The organism is Peribacillus sp. NPDC097198 (assembly GCF_044762055.1).
Lineage (GTDB): Bacteria > Bacillota > Bacilli > Bacillales > DSM-1321 > Peribacillus.
Genome location: NZ_JBIWDO010000008.1, coordinates 139838 through 158650 on the forward strand (window position 1 = coordinate 139838; position 18813 = coordinate 158650).

At 42.7% G+C, this 18813-nt stretch carries 17 protein-coding genes; all 17 read right to left on the reverse strand.

Going from position 1 to position 18813, the window contains the following annotated elements; all coding sequences use genetic code 11:
* Nucleotides 1-6 precede the first annotated feature (6 nt).
* Nucleotides 7-555 (reverse strand): YitT family protein, encoded by a 549-nt coding sequence (locus ACIQXQ_RS15525; protein WP_402958600.1) that lies wholly within the window; start codon nt 553-555, stop codon nt 7-9.
* Between the two features lie 171 nt (nt 556-726).
* Nucleotides 727-2097, reverse strand: a complete 1371-nt coding sequence (gene rlmD, locus ACIQXQ_RS15530) for a 23S rRNA (uracil(1939)-C(5))-methyltransferase RlmD (protein ID WP_402958602.1) — start codon at nt 2095-2097, stop codon at nt 727-729.
* Nucleotides 2098-2544: 447 nt separating this feature from the next.
* Nucleotides 2545-3120, reverse strand: a complete 576-nt coding sequence (locus tag ACIQXQ_RS15535) for a GNAT family N-acetyltransferase (protein ID WP_402958604.1) — start codon at nt 3118-3120, stop codon at nt 2545-2547.
* Nucleotides 3121-3184: 64 nt separating this feature from the next.
* A complete protein-coding gene (locus ACIQXQ_RS15540) occupies nt 3185-4099 on the reverse strand; it encodes a diacylglycerol kinase (RefSeq protein ID WP_402958606.1) in 915 nt (304 codons plus the stop codon).
* Between the two features lie 180 nt (nt 4100-4279).
* Nucleotides 4280-5203: a LiaI-LiaF-like domain-containing protein gene (locus tag ACIQXQ_RS15545; protein WP_402958608.1), complete on the reverse strand. Its 924-nt coding sequence runs from the start codon at nt 5201-5203 to the stop codon at nt 4280-4282.
* On the reverse strand, nt 5200-6273 hold the full coding sequence (locus ACIQXQ_RS15550) for an NINE protein (RefSeq protein ID WP_402872225.1): 1074 nt from the start codon (nt 6271-6273) through the stop codon (nt 5200-5202). Before ACIQXQ_RS15550 ends, ACIQXQ_RS15545 begins: the two co-directional genes overlap by 4 nt.
* Nucleotides 6266-6730 (reverse strand): hypothetical protein, encoded by a 465-nt coding sequence (locus ACIQXQ_RS15555; RefSeq protein WP_402958610.1) that lies wholly within the window; start codon nt 6728-6730, stop codon nt 6266-6268. Before ACIQXQ_RS15555 ends, ACIQXQ_RS15550 begins: the two co-directional genes overlap by 8 nt.
* Entirely contained in the window at nt 6727-7269 is a 543-nt protein-coding gene (locus ACIQXQ_RS15560) for a sigma-70 family RNA polymerase sigma factor (protein ID WP_402958612.1), read from the reverse strand. Before ACIQXQ_RS15560 ends, ACIQXQ_RS15555 begins: the two co-directional genes overlap by 4 nt.
* A 146-nt stretch (nt 7270-7415) precedes the next feature.
* Complete coding sequence (gene gatB, locus ACIQXQ_RS15565; RefSeq protein WP_402872234.1) at nt 7416-8843, reverse strand: Asp-tRNA(Asn)/Glu-tRNA(Gln) amidotransferase subunit GatB; 1428 nt, start codon at nt 8841-8843, stop codon at nt 7416-7418.
* 12 nt (nt 8844-8855) lie between these two features.
* Complete coding sequence (gatA, locus tag ACIQXQ_RS15570; protein ID WP_402872237.1) at nt 8856-10316, reverse strand: Asp-tRNA(Asn)/Glu-tRNA(Gln) amidotransferase subunit GatA; 1461 nt, start codon at nt 10314-10316, stop codon at nt 8856-8858.
* A gap of 12 nt (nt 10317-10328) precedes the next feature.
* Nucleotides 10329-10619, reverse strand: a complete 291-nt coding sequence (gatC, locus tag ACIQXQ_RS15575; RefSeq protein ID WP_402872241.1) for an Asp-tRNA(Asn)/Glu-tRNA(Gln) amidotransferase subunit GatC — start codon at nt 10617-10619, stop codon at nt 10329-10331.
* Nucleotides 10620-10897: 278 nt separating this feature from the next.
* Nucleotides 10898-12067, reverse strand: coding sequence for a CamS family sex pheromone protein (locus ACIQXQ_RS15580; protein ID WP_402872244.1), 1170 nt, complete (start codon nt 12065-12067; stop codon nt 10898-10900).
* Between the two features lie 12 nt (nt 12068-12079).
* Entirely contained in the window at nt 12080-14086 is a 2007-nt protein-coding gene (gene ligA, locus ACIQXQ_RS15585) for an NAD-dependent DNA ligase LigA (protein WP_402958614.1), read from the reverse strand.
* Between the two features lie 100 nt (nt 14087-14186).
* A complete protein-coding gene (gene pcrA / locus ACIQXQ_RS15590) occupies nt 14187-16436 on the reverse strand; it encodes a DNA helicase PcrA (RefSeq protein WP_402872252.1) in 2250 nt (749 codons plus the stop codon).
* A gap of 66 nt (nt 16437-16502) precedes the next feature.
* Nucleotides 16503-17186 (reverse strand): heptaprenylglyceryl phosphate synthase, encoded by a 684-nt coding sequence (gene pcrB, locus ACIQXQ_RS15595; RefSeq protein WP_402872255.1) that lies wholly within the window; start codon nt 17184-17186, stop codon nt 16503-16505.
* A 232-nt stretch (nt 17187-17418) separates the two neighbouring features.
* The gene (locus ACIQXQ_RS15600; RefSeq protein WP_402958616.1) at nt 17419-17733 is read right to left on the reverse strand and encodes a YerC/YecD family TrpR-related protein; all 315 of its coding nucleotides are present in this window, start codon (nt 17731-17733) and stop codon (nt 17419-17421) included.
* A 12-nt stretch (nt 17734-17745) separates the two neighbouring features.
* On the reverse strand, nt 17746-18774 hold the full coding sequence (locus ACIQXQ_RS15605; RefSeq protein WP_402958620.1) for a DUF3048 domain-containing protein: 1029 nt from the start codon (nt 18772-18774) through the stop codon (nt 17746-17748).
* Nucleotides 18775-18813: the final 39 nt, after the last annotated feature.

Sequence of the window (18813 nt, forward strand, 5' to 3'; positions counted from 1 at the left end):
TAATTATTAATTTTTTATTCGCACTTCCATTATGGAAGTAATCACACCAATAATGATAATAGTCAGACATGAAAACAGAAAAATTTCTATTCCTAAGATGAATAAACCTGCTGATATGATTGCGGTATCAATGATGATAATGATTAAAGCAATATCCATGGAGGAGGATTTGGAGATGAATTTTGCCAACAAATCCGTTCCTCCACTGCTTGTTTCATATCTGAGCATAAGCCCTATCCCCACCCCGATAATTACCCCACCAACCAATGAACTGGTGAAAATAGAAACCGCAAATTCCCTTTTTAATGGGCTTAACCAATCCATGAAAAGAGAAGTCAATAGTAACCCATGGATGCTGCTATAGAAAAGGGAACGCTCATAACACCAGGCATATGTAAATAAAGGGATGCTAAGAACCAACATCGAAAGCCCTGTCTGAAAGTCAAAGAAGTAATGTAGAACGAGAGCGATCCCGATAATCCCACCATCTATCAAGTGATAAGGGACCAAGAATCCATTTATCCCAACACCAATCAAAAAGCTACCAACAATCACTGCCACTACTTTTTGAAAATTGATAAAACCACCTTGCCCCCTATTCGATATTCCTTAATATATGTCCCAATCGTAAAGACAAGAATGGGTAAATGAAAAAAAATCAAAAAGCAGGACCCTTATTGGATCCTGCTTCGGCATTCATTTTCTATTAAAGACAATTATTCACATTCACTTTAACTCTAATAACACAACATTTTCAACATGCGTTGTCATCGGGAACATATCAACAGGTTGGACATAAACAGCTTTATATCCGCCTTCTTCCAAAATGTGAAGGTCCCGGGCTAATGTTCCTGGGTTGCAAGATACGTAAACGACTTTCTTCGGTTTCATCTCAATGATGGTATTTAGAAGCGTTTCTTCACAGCCCTTGCGCGGTGGGTCCATGACGATGACGTCTGCTGTATTACCTTTTTGATAGTATTCAGCAATCACGTTTCCTGCATCACCAACAACGAATTCGGCATTCGTAATCTCATTCAGTTCTGCATTGCGGCGTGCGTCTTCTATTGCTTCTTCCACCACTTCCACGCCGATGACCTTTTTCGCTTTTTGGGCCAGGAATAAGGAAATAGTACCAATGCCACAATAGGCATCAATCACGGTTTCTTCTCCCGTTAATCCAGCATACTCCAGCGCCTTATCATAAAGGACTTTCGTTTGGTCCGGGTTGATTTGGTAGAAGGATTTAGCTGAAATCGCAAATTTCACGTCGCCAATCATGTCATAGATTACTTCATTACCCCAAAGTACAGACATTTTTTCTCCCAAAATGACATTCGTTTTCTTCGTATTCACGTTTTGAACGATTGATTTCACCTGTGGAAGTCTGTCAGTGATCTCCTTCACGATGGTTTCGATGAACGGGATACTGCTAGTCCGTGTAACAAGCACGATCATTAACTCACCCGTTTGCTTACCATAACGAGCCATGATGTGACGCAAAACACCTTTATGTGTTTGCTCATTGTAAGCGGGAATTCCCAGATGACTAAAGACTTCCTTCACAACCTGAACGGCTTCGCTAATCACTTCATTTTGAATGATGCTTTCTTTTGTTTCCACAATTTCATGTGTCCGTGGTTTAAAGAACCCTGCAATCAGCTTGCCATCTTTTTCCCCTACAGGAACTTGCGCCTTATTACGATAATGGGTAGGGTCTTCCATCCCAATAACCGGATAAACCGTCGCATCCTCAAGTTTTCCAATGCGGGTCATTACGTCACGCACTTGTTTTTCCTTAAACTCCAATTGACCTTCATAACTCATATGTTGCAGTTGACAGCCACCATACTTGTTATAGTCTTCAGTAGGGATCTCCACGCGATATGGACTATTTTCGATAATTTCCATCAAACGTCCAAATCCATATCCTTTATTGGCCTTCAAGACTTTAATTTTTGCTTTTTCACCAGGTAGCGCGTTCTGAACGAAGATCGGATAGCCATCAACTTTAGCTACTCCAGCACCTTCGTGCGTTAAATCTTCGAATAAAACCTCTATAATATCATTCTTATTAACAGGTGTTGTTGTTTTCATATCATCTTCTCTTTTCTTTTTTAAGCTAACCTGTATTTTACCACAAACATAGCCTTGCCACAAAATGACTCACCAATTCACGCTATTCCTCATAAAAATATAGAAAAGGAATTCCTGATTTATTCATCGTTTTGTGCATAAAACGGCGCAGGATAGAGAAAAGTAAGGAAAAGTGAATGAGGTGAGGAAATGGGTTTATTCAGCTCCATATCAGACTGGAACTCAAACAGGCTAGAAAAACATCGAGCAAGCATGGAAGAAAAAGGCCTTTGTCCAGATTGTTACGGTCGGGGATACAGCTCTTTTGTACCGACGGAGTATCATTTTTCAGATATCCACGACTGTCCCGGCTGCAATGGTTCCGGCGCATATGCCGACTGGGCTGCCATGAATGGACAGCAAACATAGAAGGGTCAATCCTTACACCTGCAATGCCTGATCCCCAGCTTATACTGGGGTTTTTTCTAGTTCCTTGACCATATAGGCAAATTCCCCGTCACTCACTCTAATCATCTTCGTCTTTTTGTATCCTAATCGTTTATAAAGACGCCCTGCATCAGGATTAACATCTTCAACAATTAATGAAACACTTGGATATCCCTTCTCTACTCCGAACGCTTCCATTTGATGAATTAAAGATGTCCCAATACCTTTGCCGCGAAAATCGGGATCCACACTTATTGTATCCAGATAGAAGTCTTCCATCTCCGCTTCTTTGTCGATGTTAATGCTTGGGTCATTCTTTTTCCTTCTTAATCGTTCCGCTATCGGTTCATCCAAGGCCACGGCATCTTTTCCATGATAGGCGATGATCAATCCAGCCACTTGCCCATCCTGTTCATACACCAACGTATTTTCATAACTCATTCTGTTTCCACTGCTTCTGAAAAAATCCCCAAGATCAGCAAGTATTTTTTCTTCCTTCGTTTCACCGGTAAGTGTTTCGGCTATTTCCTTGATGGCAAAACGTATTAATATTGCTGCCTTTTCTGCGTCTTCTTTAGTTGCTCTTCTGATAGTCACGTTCCTCAATCTCCTTACTAGAATAAAATGAAAAGGCCACTCAATGTGAAGTGACCTTTATTGATTATTTATTTTTCGGGTCATCCGCCAAAATGCCTTGTGGGATGAAAACATCGAAATGACGATACTGGTTAACGAATTCAGCTGGTGCCATACCACCGAATTCCCCATCTAGATTGAGCATCATTTCTTTTTTTGATGTAATTTTGATTCTATTGGCTTTTACATAGATGACATTTCTATCATGGATATGTTCTCCGCGCATGGCCAACGTAACAATGCGGACGATATCTGCAAGATTTGCTTTTTTCAATATTAGCAGCGTGAACATCCCATCATTGAGCGATGCATCTGGTGCCAATTTTTCAAAACCGCCGACAGAGTTCGTGTTAGCTACTAAAAACAACATGATTTCGCCTTCAAAAAGCTTTCCATCATATTCTATCGACACTTCCGTCGGTTTGATGGAAGGCAACATCTCGATTCCTTTAATATAGTAGGCCAGCTGTCCCAGCATTGTTTTGAGCTTGATTGGTACATCGTAAGTTAATTCGGTCAATCGTCCTCCGCCTGCAATATTGATGAAGTACTTCTCATTCATCTTTCCAATATCAATCGGCATCGTATGCCCATTGGCAATGATATCGGCTGCGCCCTCAATGGATTTCGGTAAATGCAATGCCCGTGCAAAATCATTCGTCGTTCCCGTCGGAATGATTCCTAATTTCGGGCGTTTTTCTGCATCGGCAAGCCCGTTTACCACCTCATAGATTGTACCATCTCCGCCCGCTGCGATAACGATATCATATCCGCGTTCGATGGCAATTTTGGCAGCGTTCGTTGCATCACCAGCACCGGTAGTTGCATGTGTCGAAGCCTCGTATCCAGCTGCCTCTAGCTTGGCGAGCACTGCTGGTAAACTTTTCTTGATGGCTTCCCGTCCTGATGTCGGGTTATAAATTAACCTCGCTCTTTTCATTTCCCATCATCCTTATACGTATTGATTCCATAAGTTACATAATAATCCTTCACTTCACGAAAAGCAATTTCCCTCAAAAAAAAGGACCGTAAGCTGGCCCATCCTTATTTATTCATATCTGCTATCTTATCAGAGAAATTATATAGCTTTTTATGAATTTATTCTAGTATCTAGTCTTAATTAATGATACCGAACGTTCACGTTATAAGAATCTGAAATCGTCAAGGTATGACGTCCTTTGCCAAATTTCAACGTACCATTCTTTACGTCGCTATCTTCATCATCTTCCGTCTTCACGCTGACAGATTTCCAGCTATCTTTTGGCCCTTCCAGCTCTTCGACTCCAAATGCCTGTATCGTTATATCGCTTTTTTCCTGTAGATAGACAGTAAGAGAACCTGCATCATCTACATTCCAATCGTTAACCAGTTCTCTCGGCTTTAAAGTGAGGTCTGTGTCTTTTCCCTCGACTTCCAAAGCCAGGTCGGCAGGTATGATGAGCGTTGCTTCAAGGTTCATCCTATCTCCACCCAGCAGTCCATTTTGAACGGGGAGATCTTTCAAACTGATATAAAGTGTATCGCCTTTCCTTTCCACCATTAGATAGTCTTCAGCCTCTTTTAATAGTGACTCACTATCTTCCATTACACGTTCATCGTACGTGCCAAAAATGGAAACATTCTCATTGCTCCCTCCTTCAACCGTTAGAGGGTAGTATCCCGGATCCAATACGACCCGCTGAATTTCTTTCCCGGCTTTTTCATTGAAGCCAGGCAAATCGACGGTTTTTTCCTCGCTTTTCACCGCTGCCGTCACCTGTTCCATCACGCCGCTTGATGTTAGCAAAAGTAAAGCAATCCCCAACATTCCAAGCAGTCCTACAAAAATGATACTAATAAAATCATATTTTACGAAAGAACTCTCTTTCCTTGAATAATAGATATAAAAGAGGATCTCGCCTCCTAAAATGATGAAAAGAAGCGGCCACCAGGATAAAAGGATCGTCGTCAAACTCATATCTGAAATCTGTGAAAGCAACAAAAGTACGCCTAACCCGATTAGGGCCACACCCATTGACACCGTCCCAACTCTCCATGTTCTCATTTTGTTTCCCCCCTAACTTTCTCTTTCTTACTTCCAGACAGCAATTTGATTCCGCCGCCTATTAATAGGACACATACAATCCCTTTTTGAAAATAATCCCTAAACCAATACTCAAAGTTATCCCCTAGCCATTGCTGTAAATAGGGAGCTGCTGCGGGTACTATGATATTGCTCGCGAAGAAATAAACGCCTATAGCCACCAACCCATAGCCGAACCACTTTTGTTGATGGGCAATGCCTGTAATGATTGGCGTGTCCACCAGTGGTCCTTCATCCATTTTGGATGCTTTTTGCAAGCCATCAAAAAAGCTATAAAACCAAATGATGGGAATCAGAAAGAAGAAAAAACCCAATCGAAGTAAATCCAGGATATAGATGGCGAATAAGAATCCCGCCATTAATTGGATTCCACGTTTTTGTAAGCCCAAATATAAGTGGCCTGCACCTGGGAATACAGAGAACAATGTGGCAACCGATTTACTCTTCTTGCCGGATTCCCTTCTCTCTTCCAAATCTTCTAAAACCGACCGGTCAACCAGCTCTTCCCCTTTTTGCTTTTTGTTCAGCTGTTGGATGCCATCAAAAAAGCTGTACACCCAAATCACCGGTAAAAGGGCCATGAATATCAACAAGCCATCTATATGGGTCATTGCCGTTATGAATATCACCATAACGCCGAGCCCCAGGAACCCAATCAAAAACGTGAGCCCGCGATTCATGAGACCGAGCTGAAAATGGCCCAGGCCCGGTACGAATGACAGGACGATCACATAGAACCTTTCGGCCTCAGGCTGAACCATGCTACTGCCTTCCGAGCCTGATTTAATGTTTGCCCCTCTTAAAGAAGTGATCACCAAATCAAAAATGCTGATGAGGTACACGAAGACTCCCAAAATCGAAATAGCAAGGAAACCATCATCTTGACTGACCACGGCTAGTAGGATCCCGATAGCCCCCAATCCTACCGTAGCCAAAAAATAAAATAGCCCTTTGAAGATCCTGCCCAAGTAGAAATGGCCGGCCCCGGGGAAAAACGACAATATAAAGGCTAACACCGGACTTTTATTCATATTTAAACCCCTCCTTATTTTTCTTTTCGATATCATCCATCCAGTTAAATGTTTTATCAATCAGTCCGTCTGTTACCGGCGGCGTTTCTTTTATAGCCCCAGACTCCACATTATCGACGTATTTAGTCAAAGAGTGAAACGCTCCACTCGCCATCAGTAACACAGTAAAGCCTGCGGCAATCAAATAGTGTTTTGTAATGGTCCTCATTGAACGGGTGTTCTTTGTTTCATCCTCTGCGGATGGCACGGTTTTGAGTGCTGCAATCGTGTTCATCACGCTATCCGCGATATCCAGTTCCTCGTTAGGCCGAACACTTTCCTCTCTATCTAGCGCTTCCATGTAAAGCGTTAAACAATCGTCACAGGAGTACAGATGATTTTCATATTCTACTTTTAGAGCATCCGGGATTTCATCTGCGATATACGCAGTCCACTCTGTTACAGAAACATGTTTCATGAAAAATCCTCCTCTTTCCAATGTTTTTTCATCCAATTTCTTGCCCGGTACAGCTTTACTTCAACCGATTTCACTTGGATTTGCTGTTCCTCGGCAATTTGTTGATAGGTTTTTTCCTTTATGTAAAAGTCGTGCACCACTTCACGGTATCCAGCTGGAAGGTCATCAAGTTTTTGTAGCACCAGTTTTCTTCTTTCATTCTGGAAGAATAGTGCCTCAACATCTTCGGATAAACCTAGATGCCCCTCTGATGGCTGTTCCTCATGCGATACTTCCTTTTTCCGGTCTCTTTTCCGCTTCAAGTCTATCGCATGATTGACGGCTATTCGCGTCATCCACGTTTTGAACCCTTGATTTTGATATTGGGGAAGAGAAGTGTAGATTTTGATGAAGACTTCCTGTGTGGCATCTTCAGCATCCTTTTGATTGTGCAGGACGGAATAAACCGTCCTGAAAACCGATTCTTTATACGTTTCAATCAAAATGCGGAAAGCATGATCATTCCCACTTCTTACCTTCTCCACTAACGCATCTGTCACTTCTCTCCCCCCTTTCATTTAAGCTTTCATGTTATAGACGAGACAAAAAGGAGTTATCCCTACAGATAACTCCTAAATAAATTTTTTTCTGCATGTACTATTCTCCATGAGAAAACCGTACCACCCGGAAGTGATACGGCCATCGATTAGCGTTTATTGATTTCTTCAATCAAGATTTTATTTACAAGTTGTGGATTGGCTTGTCCTTTTGTCGCTTTCATGATTTGTCCGACAAGGAATCCAATAGCTTTTTGTTTACCCGCTTTAAAGTCTTCAATCGATTGAGGGTTATTATTCAAGGCTTCCTCAACAGCTGTCTTTAACGCACCTTCGTCAGAAATCTGGACAAGTCCTTTTTCCTTAACGATAGCTTCAGCGTCACCGCCGTTTTCAATCAATTCCTTGAATACCTTTTTCGCGATTTTAGAAGAAATTGTGCCATCTTTGATAAGTTTGATCATGCCTGCCAATGACTCGGCAGTCAATGCCACATCGTGAAGTTCTTTTCCTTCAGCATTCAAGAATGCAGAAACTTCACCCATGATCCAGTTTGACGCCAGTTTTGCATCCGCACCTGCTGCAACCGATGCTTCAAAGAAATCAGCCATTTCTTTTGTTACGGTAAGAACAGCTGCATCATACTCCGGTAAGCCAAACTCTTCAGCATAACGCTTTTTCCGTGCATCCGGCAGTTCAGGAATTTCCGCAGCAATGCGCGCTTTCCATTCCTCATCGATATGGATCGTCAATAAGTCCGGTTCCGGGAAGTAACGATAATCATCAGAACCCTCTTTGACACGCATCAGAACCGTTCTGCCAGTAGCCTCATCGAAACGGCGTGTTTCTTGTTCAATGACGCCACCTTCATTCAATATTTCGGCTTGGCGGATTTCCTCATGCTCAAGTCCTTTACGAACGAAGTTGAACGAGTTCAAGTTCTTCAGTTCCGTTTTCGTACCGAATTCCTTTTGACCAACCGGTTTCAAGGAGATGTTGGCGTCACAACGAAGTGAGCCTTCTTCCATTTTACAATCACTAACACCCGTGTATTGTATGATGGATTTCAACTTTTCAAGATAAGCATAGGCCTCTTCTGGAGACGTGATATCCGGCTCGGATACGATTTCAACAAGTGGTGTACCTTGGCGGTTATAGTCACATAGAGAATGGTTGCCTTTATGCGTAAGTTTCCCTGCATCTTCTTCCATATGGATACGGGTAATGCCGATTTTCTTTTTCTTTCCGCCGACTTCGATTTCAATCCATCCATGTTCCCCGATTGGTTGATCAAATTGTGAAATTTGATAGGCTTTCGGATTATCTGGATAAAAATAATTTTTACGGTCGAATTTCGTAATCTCTGCGATTTCACAATTCAGCGCGATGGCTGCCTTCATTGCAAAATCAACAGCCTTTTTATTGACGACTGGCAGCACCCCAGGATAACCAAGATCAATGACAGTCGTATTGCTATTTGGAGAAGCACCGAAATGATTCGGGCTGCTTGAGAAAATTTTTGAATCTGTCTTTAATTCTACGTGTACTTCTAGACCAATTACCGTTTCAAAGTCCATTTATTTCACCCCTTACAGCTTAGGAAATTGTTTATGAAAATCTGTTGCTTGCTCAAAAGCGTGAGCTGCGCGATAAATCGTGCTTTCATCAAAATGTTTCCCGATCATTTGTAGACCAAGTGGTAGACCGTTAGCCGCGAATCCGCATGGTACCGAAATGCCTGGTACACCCGCAAGGTTGACTGGAATCGTCAAAATATCATTCGCATACATCGTTAATGGATCATCGACTTTCTCACCGATTTTGAATGCTGGTGTAGGCGTGGTTGGTCCCACGATGACATCATATTTTTCGAATACATCTTCAAAGTCTTTTTTGATTAATGTACGGACTTTTTGAGCTTTTTTATAATAAGCATCATAATAGCCGGAGCTTAAGGAGAACGTTCCAAGCATGATACGGCGTTTAACTTCATCACCGAAACCTTCCGCACGTGTTTGCTTGTACATTTCGATTAGCGTTTCGGCATTATCCGTACGGTGGCCATAACGAACCCCGTCAAAACGAGAAAGGTTGGCAGACGCTTCAGATGAAGAAAGCAGGTAGTAGGCCGCTAGAGCGTATTTAGAATGCGGCAATGAAACCTCTTCCCATTCTGCTCCAAGTCCTTCTAATACTTTTAAGGCTTCAAGCACGGAGTTGCGTGCCTCTTCCCCAACGCCTTCACCAAGATATTCCTTTGGCACGGCAATTTTCAATCCTTTAACATCGCCTGTTAATGAATTCACAAAACTTGGCACATCCACGTTAGCCGATGTGGAATCCATTGGATCGACACCAGAAATCGCTTCAAGTAAATATGCATTATCTTCAACCGTTCTTGTAATCGGACCAATTTGGTCTAATGAAGAAGCAAATGCCACAAGCCCAAAACGGGATACCCGTCCATATGTAGGTTTTAAGCCAACGACTCCGCAATAAGCAGCTGGTTGGCGAATCGAACCACCTGTATCCGAACCTAATGAGAACAGGACTTCACCAGCAGCGACAGAGGCAGCTGAACCGCCTGAAGACCCACCTGGTACATAATCCGTATTCCATGGATTGCGAGTCGCCTTATAAGCTGAATTCTCATTTGAAGATCCCATCGCGAATTCATCCATGTTCAACTTACCAATCGTCACTGTTTCAGCACTTTGTAATTTTTGAACGGCAGTCGCATCATATATTGGGTTGAAGTCCTCCAATATTTTACTTGCACATGTAGTCCGTAAATTTTTTGTGACAATATTATCTTTTACACCAATCGGCATACCGAACAAAACGCCTTGACTCTCGCCTTTAGCTAATTGGTCATCCATTTTTTTTGCTTGGTTGCGGGCGTTTTCTTCATCTAATGTCAAAAATGCCTGCACCTTGTCTTCTACCTGTCCGATCCGTTCATACGATTCGTTAACAAGATCAGTAACACTGATTTCTTTATTATGTAAACGTTCATGAAGCTCGGAAACCTTTTGTTCGAACAACGACATCATTGTCCCTCCTTATTCCATTATAGATGGTACGCGGATATAACCATCTTTGCTATCTGGTGCATTCTTGACTACTTCTTCCACCGGTAGTCCTGGTTTCGCTACATCTTCACGCATTACATTTTTCATATCCAAAACGTGAGAAGTCGGTTTTACCTGGTCTGTATCAAGTTCATTCAACTGTTCAGCAAATGAAATCATTTGATCAAGCTGATGTTGGAATTTTTCTGCTTCTTCTTCCGTAATTGCCAAACGTGCCAAATGGGCAACGTGCTTAACTTGGTCCATAGTTATACGTGACATTCTCTTCACCTCCAAAATATCCAAAGCCACTGAATCTAGTCGCTTTTCTCCAGAAAATCATCGTTTAAATCATATCAAACTATTACACAGTAAAGCAACAAGAGTTGCAATGTCGAATTTCAAAATTTTCAAAGGAAAAAGAAGTATTTTCCGGGAAATATGAGAATGCTGTCGGAAATTCCCTGGCGGAATTCCAAGATACCTCGTATCTCTCCAGAACCCCTTACTAATCATGAAAGAAGATGGGGCCATATCAGGCTCCATCTCCTCCTTTTCCTTTATTCGTATATATGCACAGTCGGTTCGTCTTGATTTGCCTGACGGACGATGAGTGCTTCTGGTCCGTTGACCGAAGTAATTGATACTTGCACGGAAATATACTTTGGAAAACGTTCCATCACGAGACCCGCTACATATTGAGTGAAGCCGATAGCTTCAGAATTCCCATAGAATTGAATGGGTATGTCGATGTTCAACTTCTGTAATTGGTTGTCCATATAAAAGGCCCGGCCTATTACGCCATTGAAGTTAGGGAAATACTCTTCGACATCCTCTTTGAAATTGGTGAAGGTGTTGACGTCGTCCCTATATTTTTTTTCTGCTTTTGTCGAAGGGAATAGGTAGTATTTTTCATCTACACTGTTCCATTTCTTGATTTCATTAGAGCTTTTTTCGATATTCGTATAGGATATGAAATTCCCAGGGACGACGGAAGATTTCTCGTTCTGTTCGAAAAGGGCAATCGTAATCGGCACATTCTTTAATTTTTCCGTTTTACGTAATCGTTTCAGGACTTCTTCCGCGATTTGTTCTCCTTCTCTTTTCAGTTCCTTACTATCTATTTTGGTTTCATACGTGGCACCGTATGCTTCTTTTTGATAATAATGAACCGAATTCAAGGCAAGGCCGATGACGACACCGCCAAGGCTGACTTTATTATCTTCCGTTTTCGTCAAGTAATTATGTTCCAGAATATGAGCTAGATAGATTGGGTTTTCTTCATTCCGTTTATCAATGTCGCCCTTACCTGTATCTACAGGGTTCAAGCCTAGATTCTCACTGGCTTTCAAGTCTTTTTCTTTCAACTGGCTTTTTGTGTATTTTCTGTTCAGCCAAGATGAAATCGTCGAACTGTCAAGCATTTGTCCTTCTTGGAACAAATAATCGTCTGGATTAAACTGATTTTGCGCCAATCGCATAAGTCCGTTTTCAAATTCTTCTATATCGTATCGAGTGTTTAAATTCGATACAACCAAACCGCGGGCCTTTGATGGCTCAAATGGAAGAATCGTTTGATAATATTCATCCGAAATTTTGTATTTCGGAATGATTGCTGTCTCCTCTTTGTCCTTGGAATCTTTCACTACCTCTTGCTCATCATCGAAACTTGGTGCACAACCAGCAAGCAGTAGGATAAGAAGCATTCCCAAAATGGAGTGTTTCCTCATAGCCTACACCTCTTATTTAGTAAATTCCTCGATTAGTCTCTCTTCATCCCACACTAGGACACCTAAGCTCTCTGCCTTTTCAAGCTTTGATCCAGCATCTTCGCCTGCCACAACCAAATCAGTCTTCTTGCTGACACTTCCAGCGACATTGGCACCCAGTGCTTCTAATTTCTCTTTTGCTTCATTGCGTGTAAGCTGATGTAGTTTCCCGGTCAAAACAACCGTTTTCCCTGCAAATATAGAATCGATTTCTTCCACTGGAATGGCTCTAACCCCTTTATAGGCCAGATTCACACCCGCTGATTTCAACTCCTCTAGCAACGCATGAACTTCTTCTTGCTCAAAATACGCAACGACTGAATCGGCCATTTTTTCACCAATTTCGTTGATTCCCGTTAACTGTTCGCGGCTTGCCTTGCTCAGGGCATCCATGGTGCCGAACTCCCGTGCTAGCGTCTTCGCGGCTTTCGAACCGACATGTCGGATACCAAGACCGAATAACAACTTTTCAAGTGAATTGCTTTTAGATGCCTCTATCGCTTGAAGCAACTTATTGACGGATTTTTCCCCCATCCGTTCCAATTCAATGACTTGATCATACGTAAGTTTATATATATCGGCTACATCGTGTATCAGTTCTTCCTTGAAAAGCTGGCTGATGACCTTTTCACCCATACTGTCGATATTCATGGCAGTGCGTGATACAAAGTGAATTAACCCTTCACGAATCTGAGCGGGACATTTAGGGTTGATGCAACGCAGGGCCACTTCCCCTTCAAGTCTCACAAGCTCACTTTCACATTCAGGGCATTCAGTCGGCATCTGGAATTCTACTTCTTCACCTGTACGGCGTTCCACTAGTACATTGACGACCTCTGGTATAATATCGCCTGCCTTTTTTACGACCACTTGGTCTCCAATCCGAATATCTTTCTCCCGGATTAAATCTTCATTATGTAGTGAAGCCCGTTGAACGGTAGAGCCCGCGACTCTGACAGGATCCAATACAGCCGTTGGCGTCAAAACACCCGTACGACCAACATTCAGTTCAATGGACCTTAGCGTCGTGACCACTTCTTCTGCCGGGAACTTGTAGGCGATTGCCCATCTTGGGCTTTTGGCCGTGAATCCCAATTCATCCTGTTGTTCAAGTGAATCGACTTTTACGACAATCCCATCGATATCATACGCCAAGTTTGGACGCTGTTCTGTCCAATTTTCGATATAGGCGAGTACCTCATCTATATTCGAACAGGTCTTTCGTTCTTTATTCGTCTTAAATCCTAGTTCGTCCAGTAAATCCAGCGCTTCACCATGGGAACCAACCCCAGTTTCTCCTAAATCGGCAATGGCGTAAAGAAAAATGTCCAGATTCCGCTTTGCCGCAAGCTTGGGATCAAGCTGCCTTAAAGAACCAGCTGCTGCATTACGAGGATTCGCAAACGGTTCTTCCCCACGTTCTTCTTTCGCCGCATTCAACCCTTCAAAGGATCTCTTCGGCATGAATGCCTCTCCACGGACTTCGATTCCGATTGGTTTCCTTATCTTCAATGGAATGGATTTGATTGTTTTCAGGTTCTCGGTGATATCTTCACCAATCGTTCCATCCCCCCGGGTCGCCCCTTTTATGAAGTAACCATTTTCATATTGAAGAGTGACGGCCAATCCATCGATTTTCAACTCACATACATAGGAATAATTCTCCCCAACGGCCTGACGGACCTTTCTATCAAAATCACGTAGATCATCTTCATTGAAGGCATTGCCCAAGCTAAGCATGGGTGTTGTGTGCTCCACTTTTTCAAACATATCCAGGATGGCCCCGCCGACACGCTGCGTCGGAGAATCAGGAGTCTTCAACTCGGGGAATTTTTCCTCAAGCTCGATGAGATCACGTAAAAGTCGGTCATATTCGGCATCCGGCACAGAAGGTTGATCCAGCACATAGTATTCATAACTGTATTGATTTAATAGTGTTTGTAATTCAAGGACACTTTTCTTTGCAGCTTGTATATCCATACATTCAATCCTTTCTAAAGAAACCCGGTCGCCTTCTATATGAGAAGGCGATGTACATGCAGGTAACTTTATCCTTTGCCAGTAGGCGTATATTCATAGCTTAAACTTTTTCGATTGGTGCAAACTTCGCCAACAAACGCTTGATTCCGGTCGGACTAGGAAATGCGATATCCAATTCTTTTCCTTCGCCTTCCCCTTTTACACTGACTACCGTTCCGACACCCCATTTTTTATGGGAAGCCTTATCACCGACAGCCCAGCCTATTTCTTCACCGCCTGTTGCAGATGGGGCAGAAACAGCACGTCCGAAGCTAGGTGTTTTTCTAGCATGGGTAGGTGCAGTAGAACCTGTCCTCGCCGAAGAACTGAATGAAGTTTGCTTAGACTTGGGAGCGGGTTTCGGTTTTAAATCTTCCAGAAGTTCTGCCGGGATTTCCGAAATGAAACGGGACACTGGATTCATGTTCGTGCGTCCGTAAAGTGTCCGCATTTGGGCATTGCTTAAAAACAATTCGTTTTCAGCCCTTGTAATGCCCACGTAGGCAAGACGGCGTTCTTCTTCCATCTCTTCCTCATCCATGAGGGAGCGGCTATGTGGGAATACCCCTTCTTCAAGCCCAAGTAAAAAGACGACCGGATATTCGAGGCCCTTCGCAGAATGGAGCGTCATCAGCGTTACCGCATCGTTAGCGTCTTCAGGGTTTTCATCTAGTTTATCGATATCGGCCACCAACGCCAAATCCGTTAAAAAGCCCACTAATGATTTATCTTCACTATTACTTTCAAATGCTTTCGTCACGGATAGAAACTCATCAATATTTTCTAGGCGGCTTTGTGATTCAATCGTTTTTTCAGCCCTTAACATTTCACGGTATCCCGTTTTTTCGATGACTTCTTCTACCAATTCCGTAACGGACAAAAATTCCTGCTGATTCGTATAATTCGTAATCAATGTATGGAATTCACGGGCTGCTTTCGTCGCCTTCCCGCTAATCCCGATCATTTCTATCGACTCGAGCGCTTTATAAATGGAAATATCATATTGATTGGCGTAATCCGCCACCTTATCCATCGATGTTGCGCCAATGCCGCGTTTTGGAACATTGATTACACGGCGCAGGCTAATATCATCGTCAGGATTGGCGATGAGCCGCAGATAAGCAAGCAGGTCCTTGATCTCTTTACGATCATAGAACTTGGTGCCGCCGACGATGGCATAGTTGATGTTTGACTTAAGCAGCACTTCCTCCATTACCCGGGACTGTGCGTTTGTCCGATACAGGATAGCTATATCAGAATACTTTCTTTCGCCTTTTAGCGTTAATTCATTTATTTTCCCTGCTACGAATTGTGCTTCACCTTGCTCATTGTCTGCCCTGAAATAAGATAACTTATTACCCGCTACGTTCTCTGTCCATAGATTCTTCGGCTTACGGTTTTGGTTATTATCAATGACCTTATTGGCCGCTTCAAGGATCTTTTTCGTTGAACGGTAATTCTGTTCAAGGAAAATCATCGTCGCATTCGGGTAATCCTTTTCAAAAGAAAGGATATTGGCTATATCCGCACCGCGCCACCGATAGATCGACTGATCCGAATCCCCTACAACGCATAGATTACGAAAACGTGAAGCAAGTAGTTTAACAAGCATATATTGGGCACGGTTGGTATCTTGATACTCATCGACATGGATATATTGAAACTTGCGTTGATAGTATTCCAAAACTTCCGGAACAATCTGGAATAATTGGATCGTCATCATGATCAAATCATCAAAATCAAGTGCTGAGTTTTTCCGTAACCTTTTTTGATATTCCGTATAGACATCCGCCGTGATTTTTGTGAAAAAGTCCGATGCGGTTTTTTGGTATTCTTCCGGACCGACCAATTCATTTTTCGCCGAGCTGATACTTCCAAGGATAGCCCGATAATCATATTTCTTTGGATCCAAATTGCGGTCTTTCAGGATTTGCTTAACGACTGATTGCTGATCTGTCGTGTCTAAAATGGAGAAGTTCCGGTTGAAACCCATCCGGTCGATATCTCTTCGTAAAATCCGGACACACATGGAGTGAAACGTCGAAATCCAAATGTCCTCGGATGCGCCACCTAGAATCGCCCGGATTCTTTCTTTCATTTCTCGGGCCGCTTTGTTGGTAAACGTGATGGCGAGGATATTCCAAGGCGCGATTTCTTTCTCCACCATCAAGTATGCGATCCTATGTGTTAGAACACGGGTCTTTCCACTACCTGCACCAGCCATGATCAATAGTGGGCCATCCGTTGCTTTTACTGCTTTTTGTTGTTGTTCATTCAAACCCGTTAGTAATTTTTCCGCTAAATATTGCATCATTACACCGCCTGTACGAACATTTGTTCTTTTATTATACTACACTTCATTAATTCCATGAACGTTTTATTTAACAGCGGCAACCGTTGCAAGTGCCGCCTTCAAGTCTTCATAAATTACATTTCCAACTACGATTACATCCGCAAACTTGGCCATTTCTTTAGCCTGTTCGACTGATTTAATGCCGCCTCCATAGAATAGCACGCTATTCTCCATGCTCTCTTTAGCGGCCTCCAGCATCCGGACATCTCCATATATACCGCTATACTCCAGATAAAAAATAGGGAGATTGAACATCTTTTCGGCCATCATCGCATAGGCACCCACATCATCCATATCCAATTCAGTGTTGGCATTCGTCAATTGAGCCACCTTGCAATCAGGGTTGAGGATACAATATCCCTCGACAAAAATCTCGTCCCAATTCATTAAATATCCGTATTCCTTGACCGCCTGCTGATGCAATTTCATCATCCAATCAGGATCGGTGCTATTCAACACACTTGGGATAAAATATAAATCGAACCCAGGCGTCACCGTTTCCACTGACGAAATCTCCATCACGCACGGAACGGTATAGCGCCTGACCCTTGCCATTAAATGAAGCACATTCTCAAGCGTGACTCCGTCCGTGCCGCCGACCATAATGGCATCTGTTCCAGATTCACAAACCTTTTCCAATGCTTCATCGCTTATTTCTTTATTTGGATCGAGTTTGAAAACATGTTTCCACTCGCGAAAATCGTACATAATAATCCTCCATTCACACTTCCCATTAAACCATTATAGCATTAAGATTTTTCATAAAAAAAGAGAAGTGCTGATAAAAAATTTTCCAAAAAAAACCTACGAATCGAAAACCCACTCTATCGTGGCAACTCCTCTAAAAAAGCTGCCGACCACCTGGATAAACTCAAAATAAAAAACCAAGAAAACGAGTTCCTCGGTTTTTTTCGATTCATCCATTATAAGAAACGTCCCATTACGTTTCAGTTGGTTCCTCTACATCTTCTTTAATGCGATTGATGGCCATGGAATAAGCGTCGTTCCCGTAGTTCAAGCAACGTTTGACCCTGGATATCGTAGCCGTGCTGGCTCCGGTTTCCGTTTCAATCTTATGATAAGTTTTACCTTCCTCAAGCATGCGGGCCACTTCAAGACGTTGTGCCAAAGATGATATTTCATTGACGGTGCATAAATCATCAAAAAAGCGATAGCACTCGTCTAAATCGCGCAAAGAAAGAATCGACTTAAACAATTGATCTGTCGCTTTCCCTCTTAACTTATCAATTTGCATACATACTCCCCCTTAATTTTCTTGGGCATCAAATGACACGTTCTTATCTATACCTGGTTGGTTCGGAATTACGTTGACCCAGGTCTTGCCTGTCACCAACCCTACTTCTTTCCCATTAATCACGGGTATAATCCGGTCATCTTTATTCACCCATTCTACTTCATTGATTTTCCCCTTTTGAAGTAGGTAACCTTTTCCGCCGCTTTTCAAATCAATCTTTCGGCGTCCTTTATCGTCAACCACCTGATGAGCAGCCTCAATGATGAATATATTATCTAACAGGACAGGTTTCTTAGATTGATACTCAACCGTTTGCTCACCATTCGAATAACGTGTGTATTTTTCTTCTGCTTTTTCATACTCATAATGAACATTGGATGTTGCATCTCCATAGACGACATCGATGTTCAAAGCTGCATCTCCTTGCAGACCTTTTGCCTCTTCCTCCGTCAAGAATGCAAACGGTTCGGGGGCACCAGTCAACTCATAGCCTTTTTCCTTTGCACCTTTTTCAATATTTTCAAAAGAGGTGTAGGAGTTATGTGGGGCTTTTCGGTCTGTAGTCCGCTGAAATAGAGTACCATCATAATATAAGCCATTCAAGTTATCAACATAACCTTTGTCAAGCATCGTCTTTGCCTCCGGGCTATTACCGTGGCATACATAGAGACAGTCCAAGCCTTTGGCAAGTTCGATATAATAATCTCTCGCACTTCTAATCGGACCGATTTGATCTGGGGTCTCACTCTGGAAAACGGCTAACAACCTTGTAATGTCACCCTCCGCCAGCAATTCATAAACGATGTCCGCTTCAGAAAGACCCGATTGGGGACGCGCCTGTGGGTGATTATTGATCATCACCGCTACGGCCCTACGCTTCTTCTCTCCATCTGTGCTTATTCCCGTTAGCGGAAAAACACCTGAAGAACCATCTGTATCTTTCATGACAGATTCGTCTTGCTGGTCTTCCTCTGTCTTATCCTTCGCTGAACAGCCTACTAAAAGTAACATCGCTATCATGATGAAAAGAAACTTTTTCATACACTTTTCACGCTCCTGATTACTCAACCGTGTCGTTTG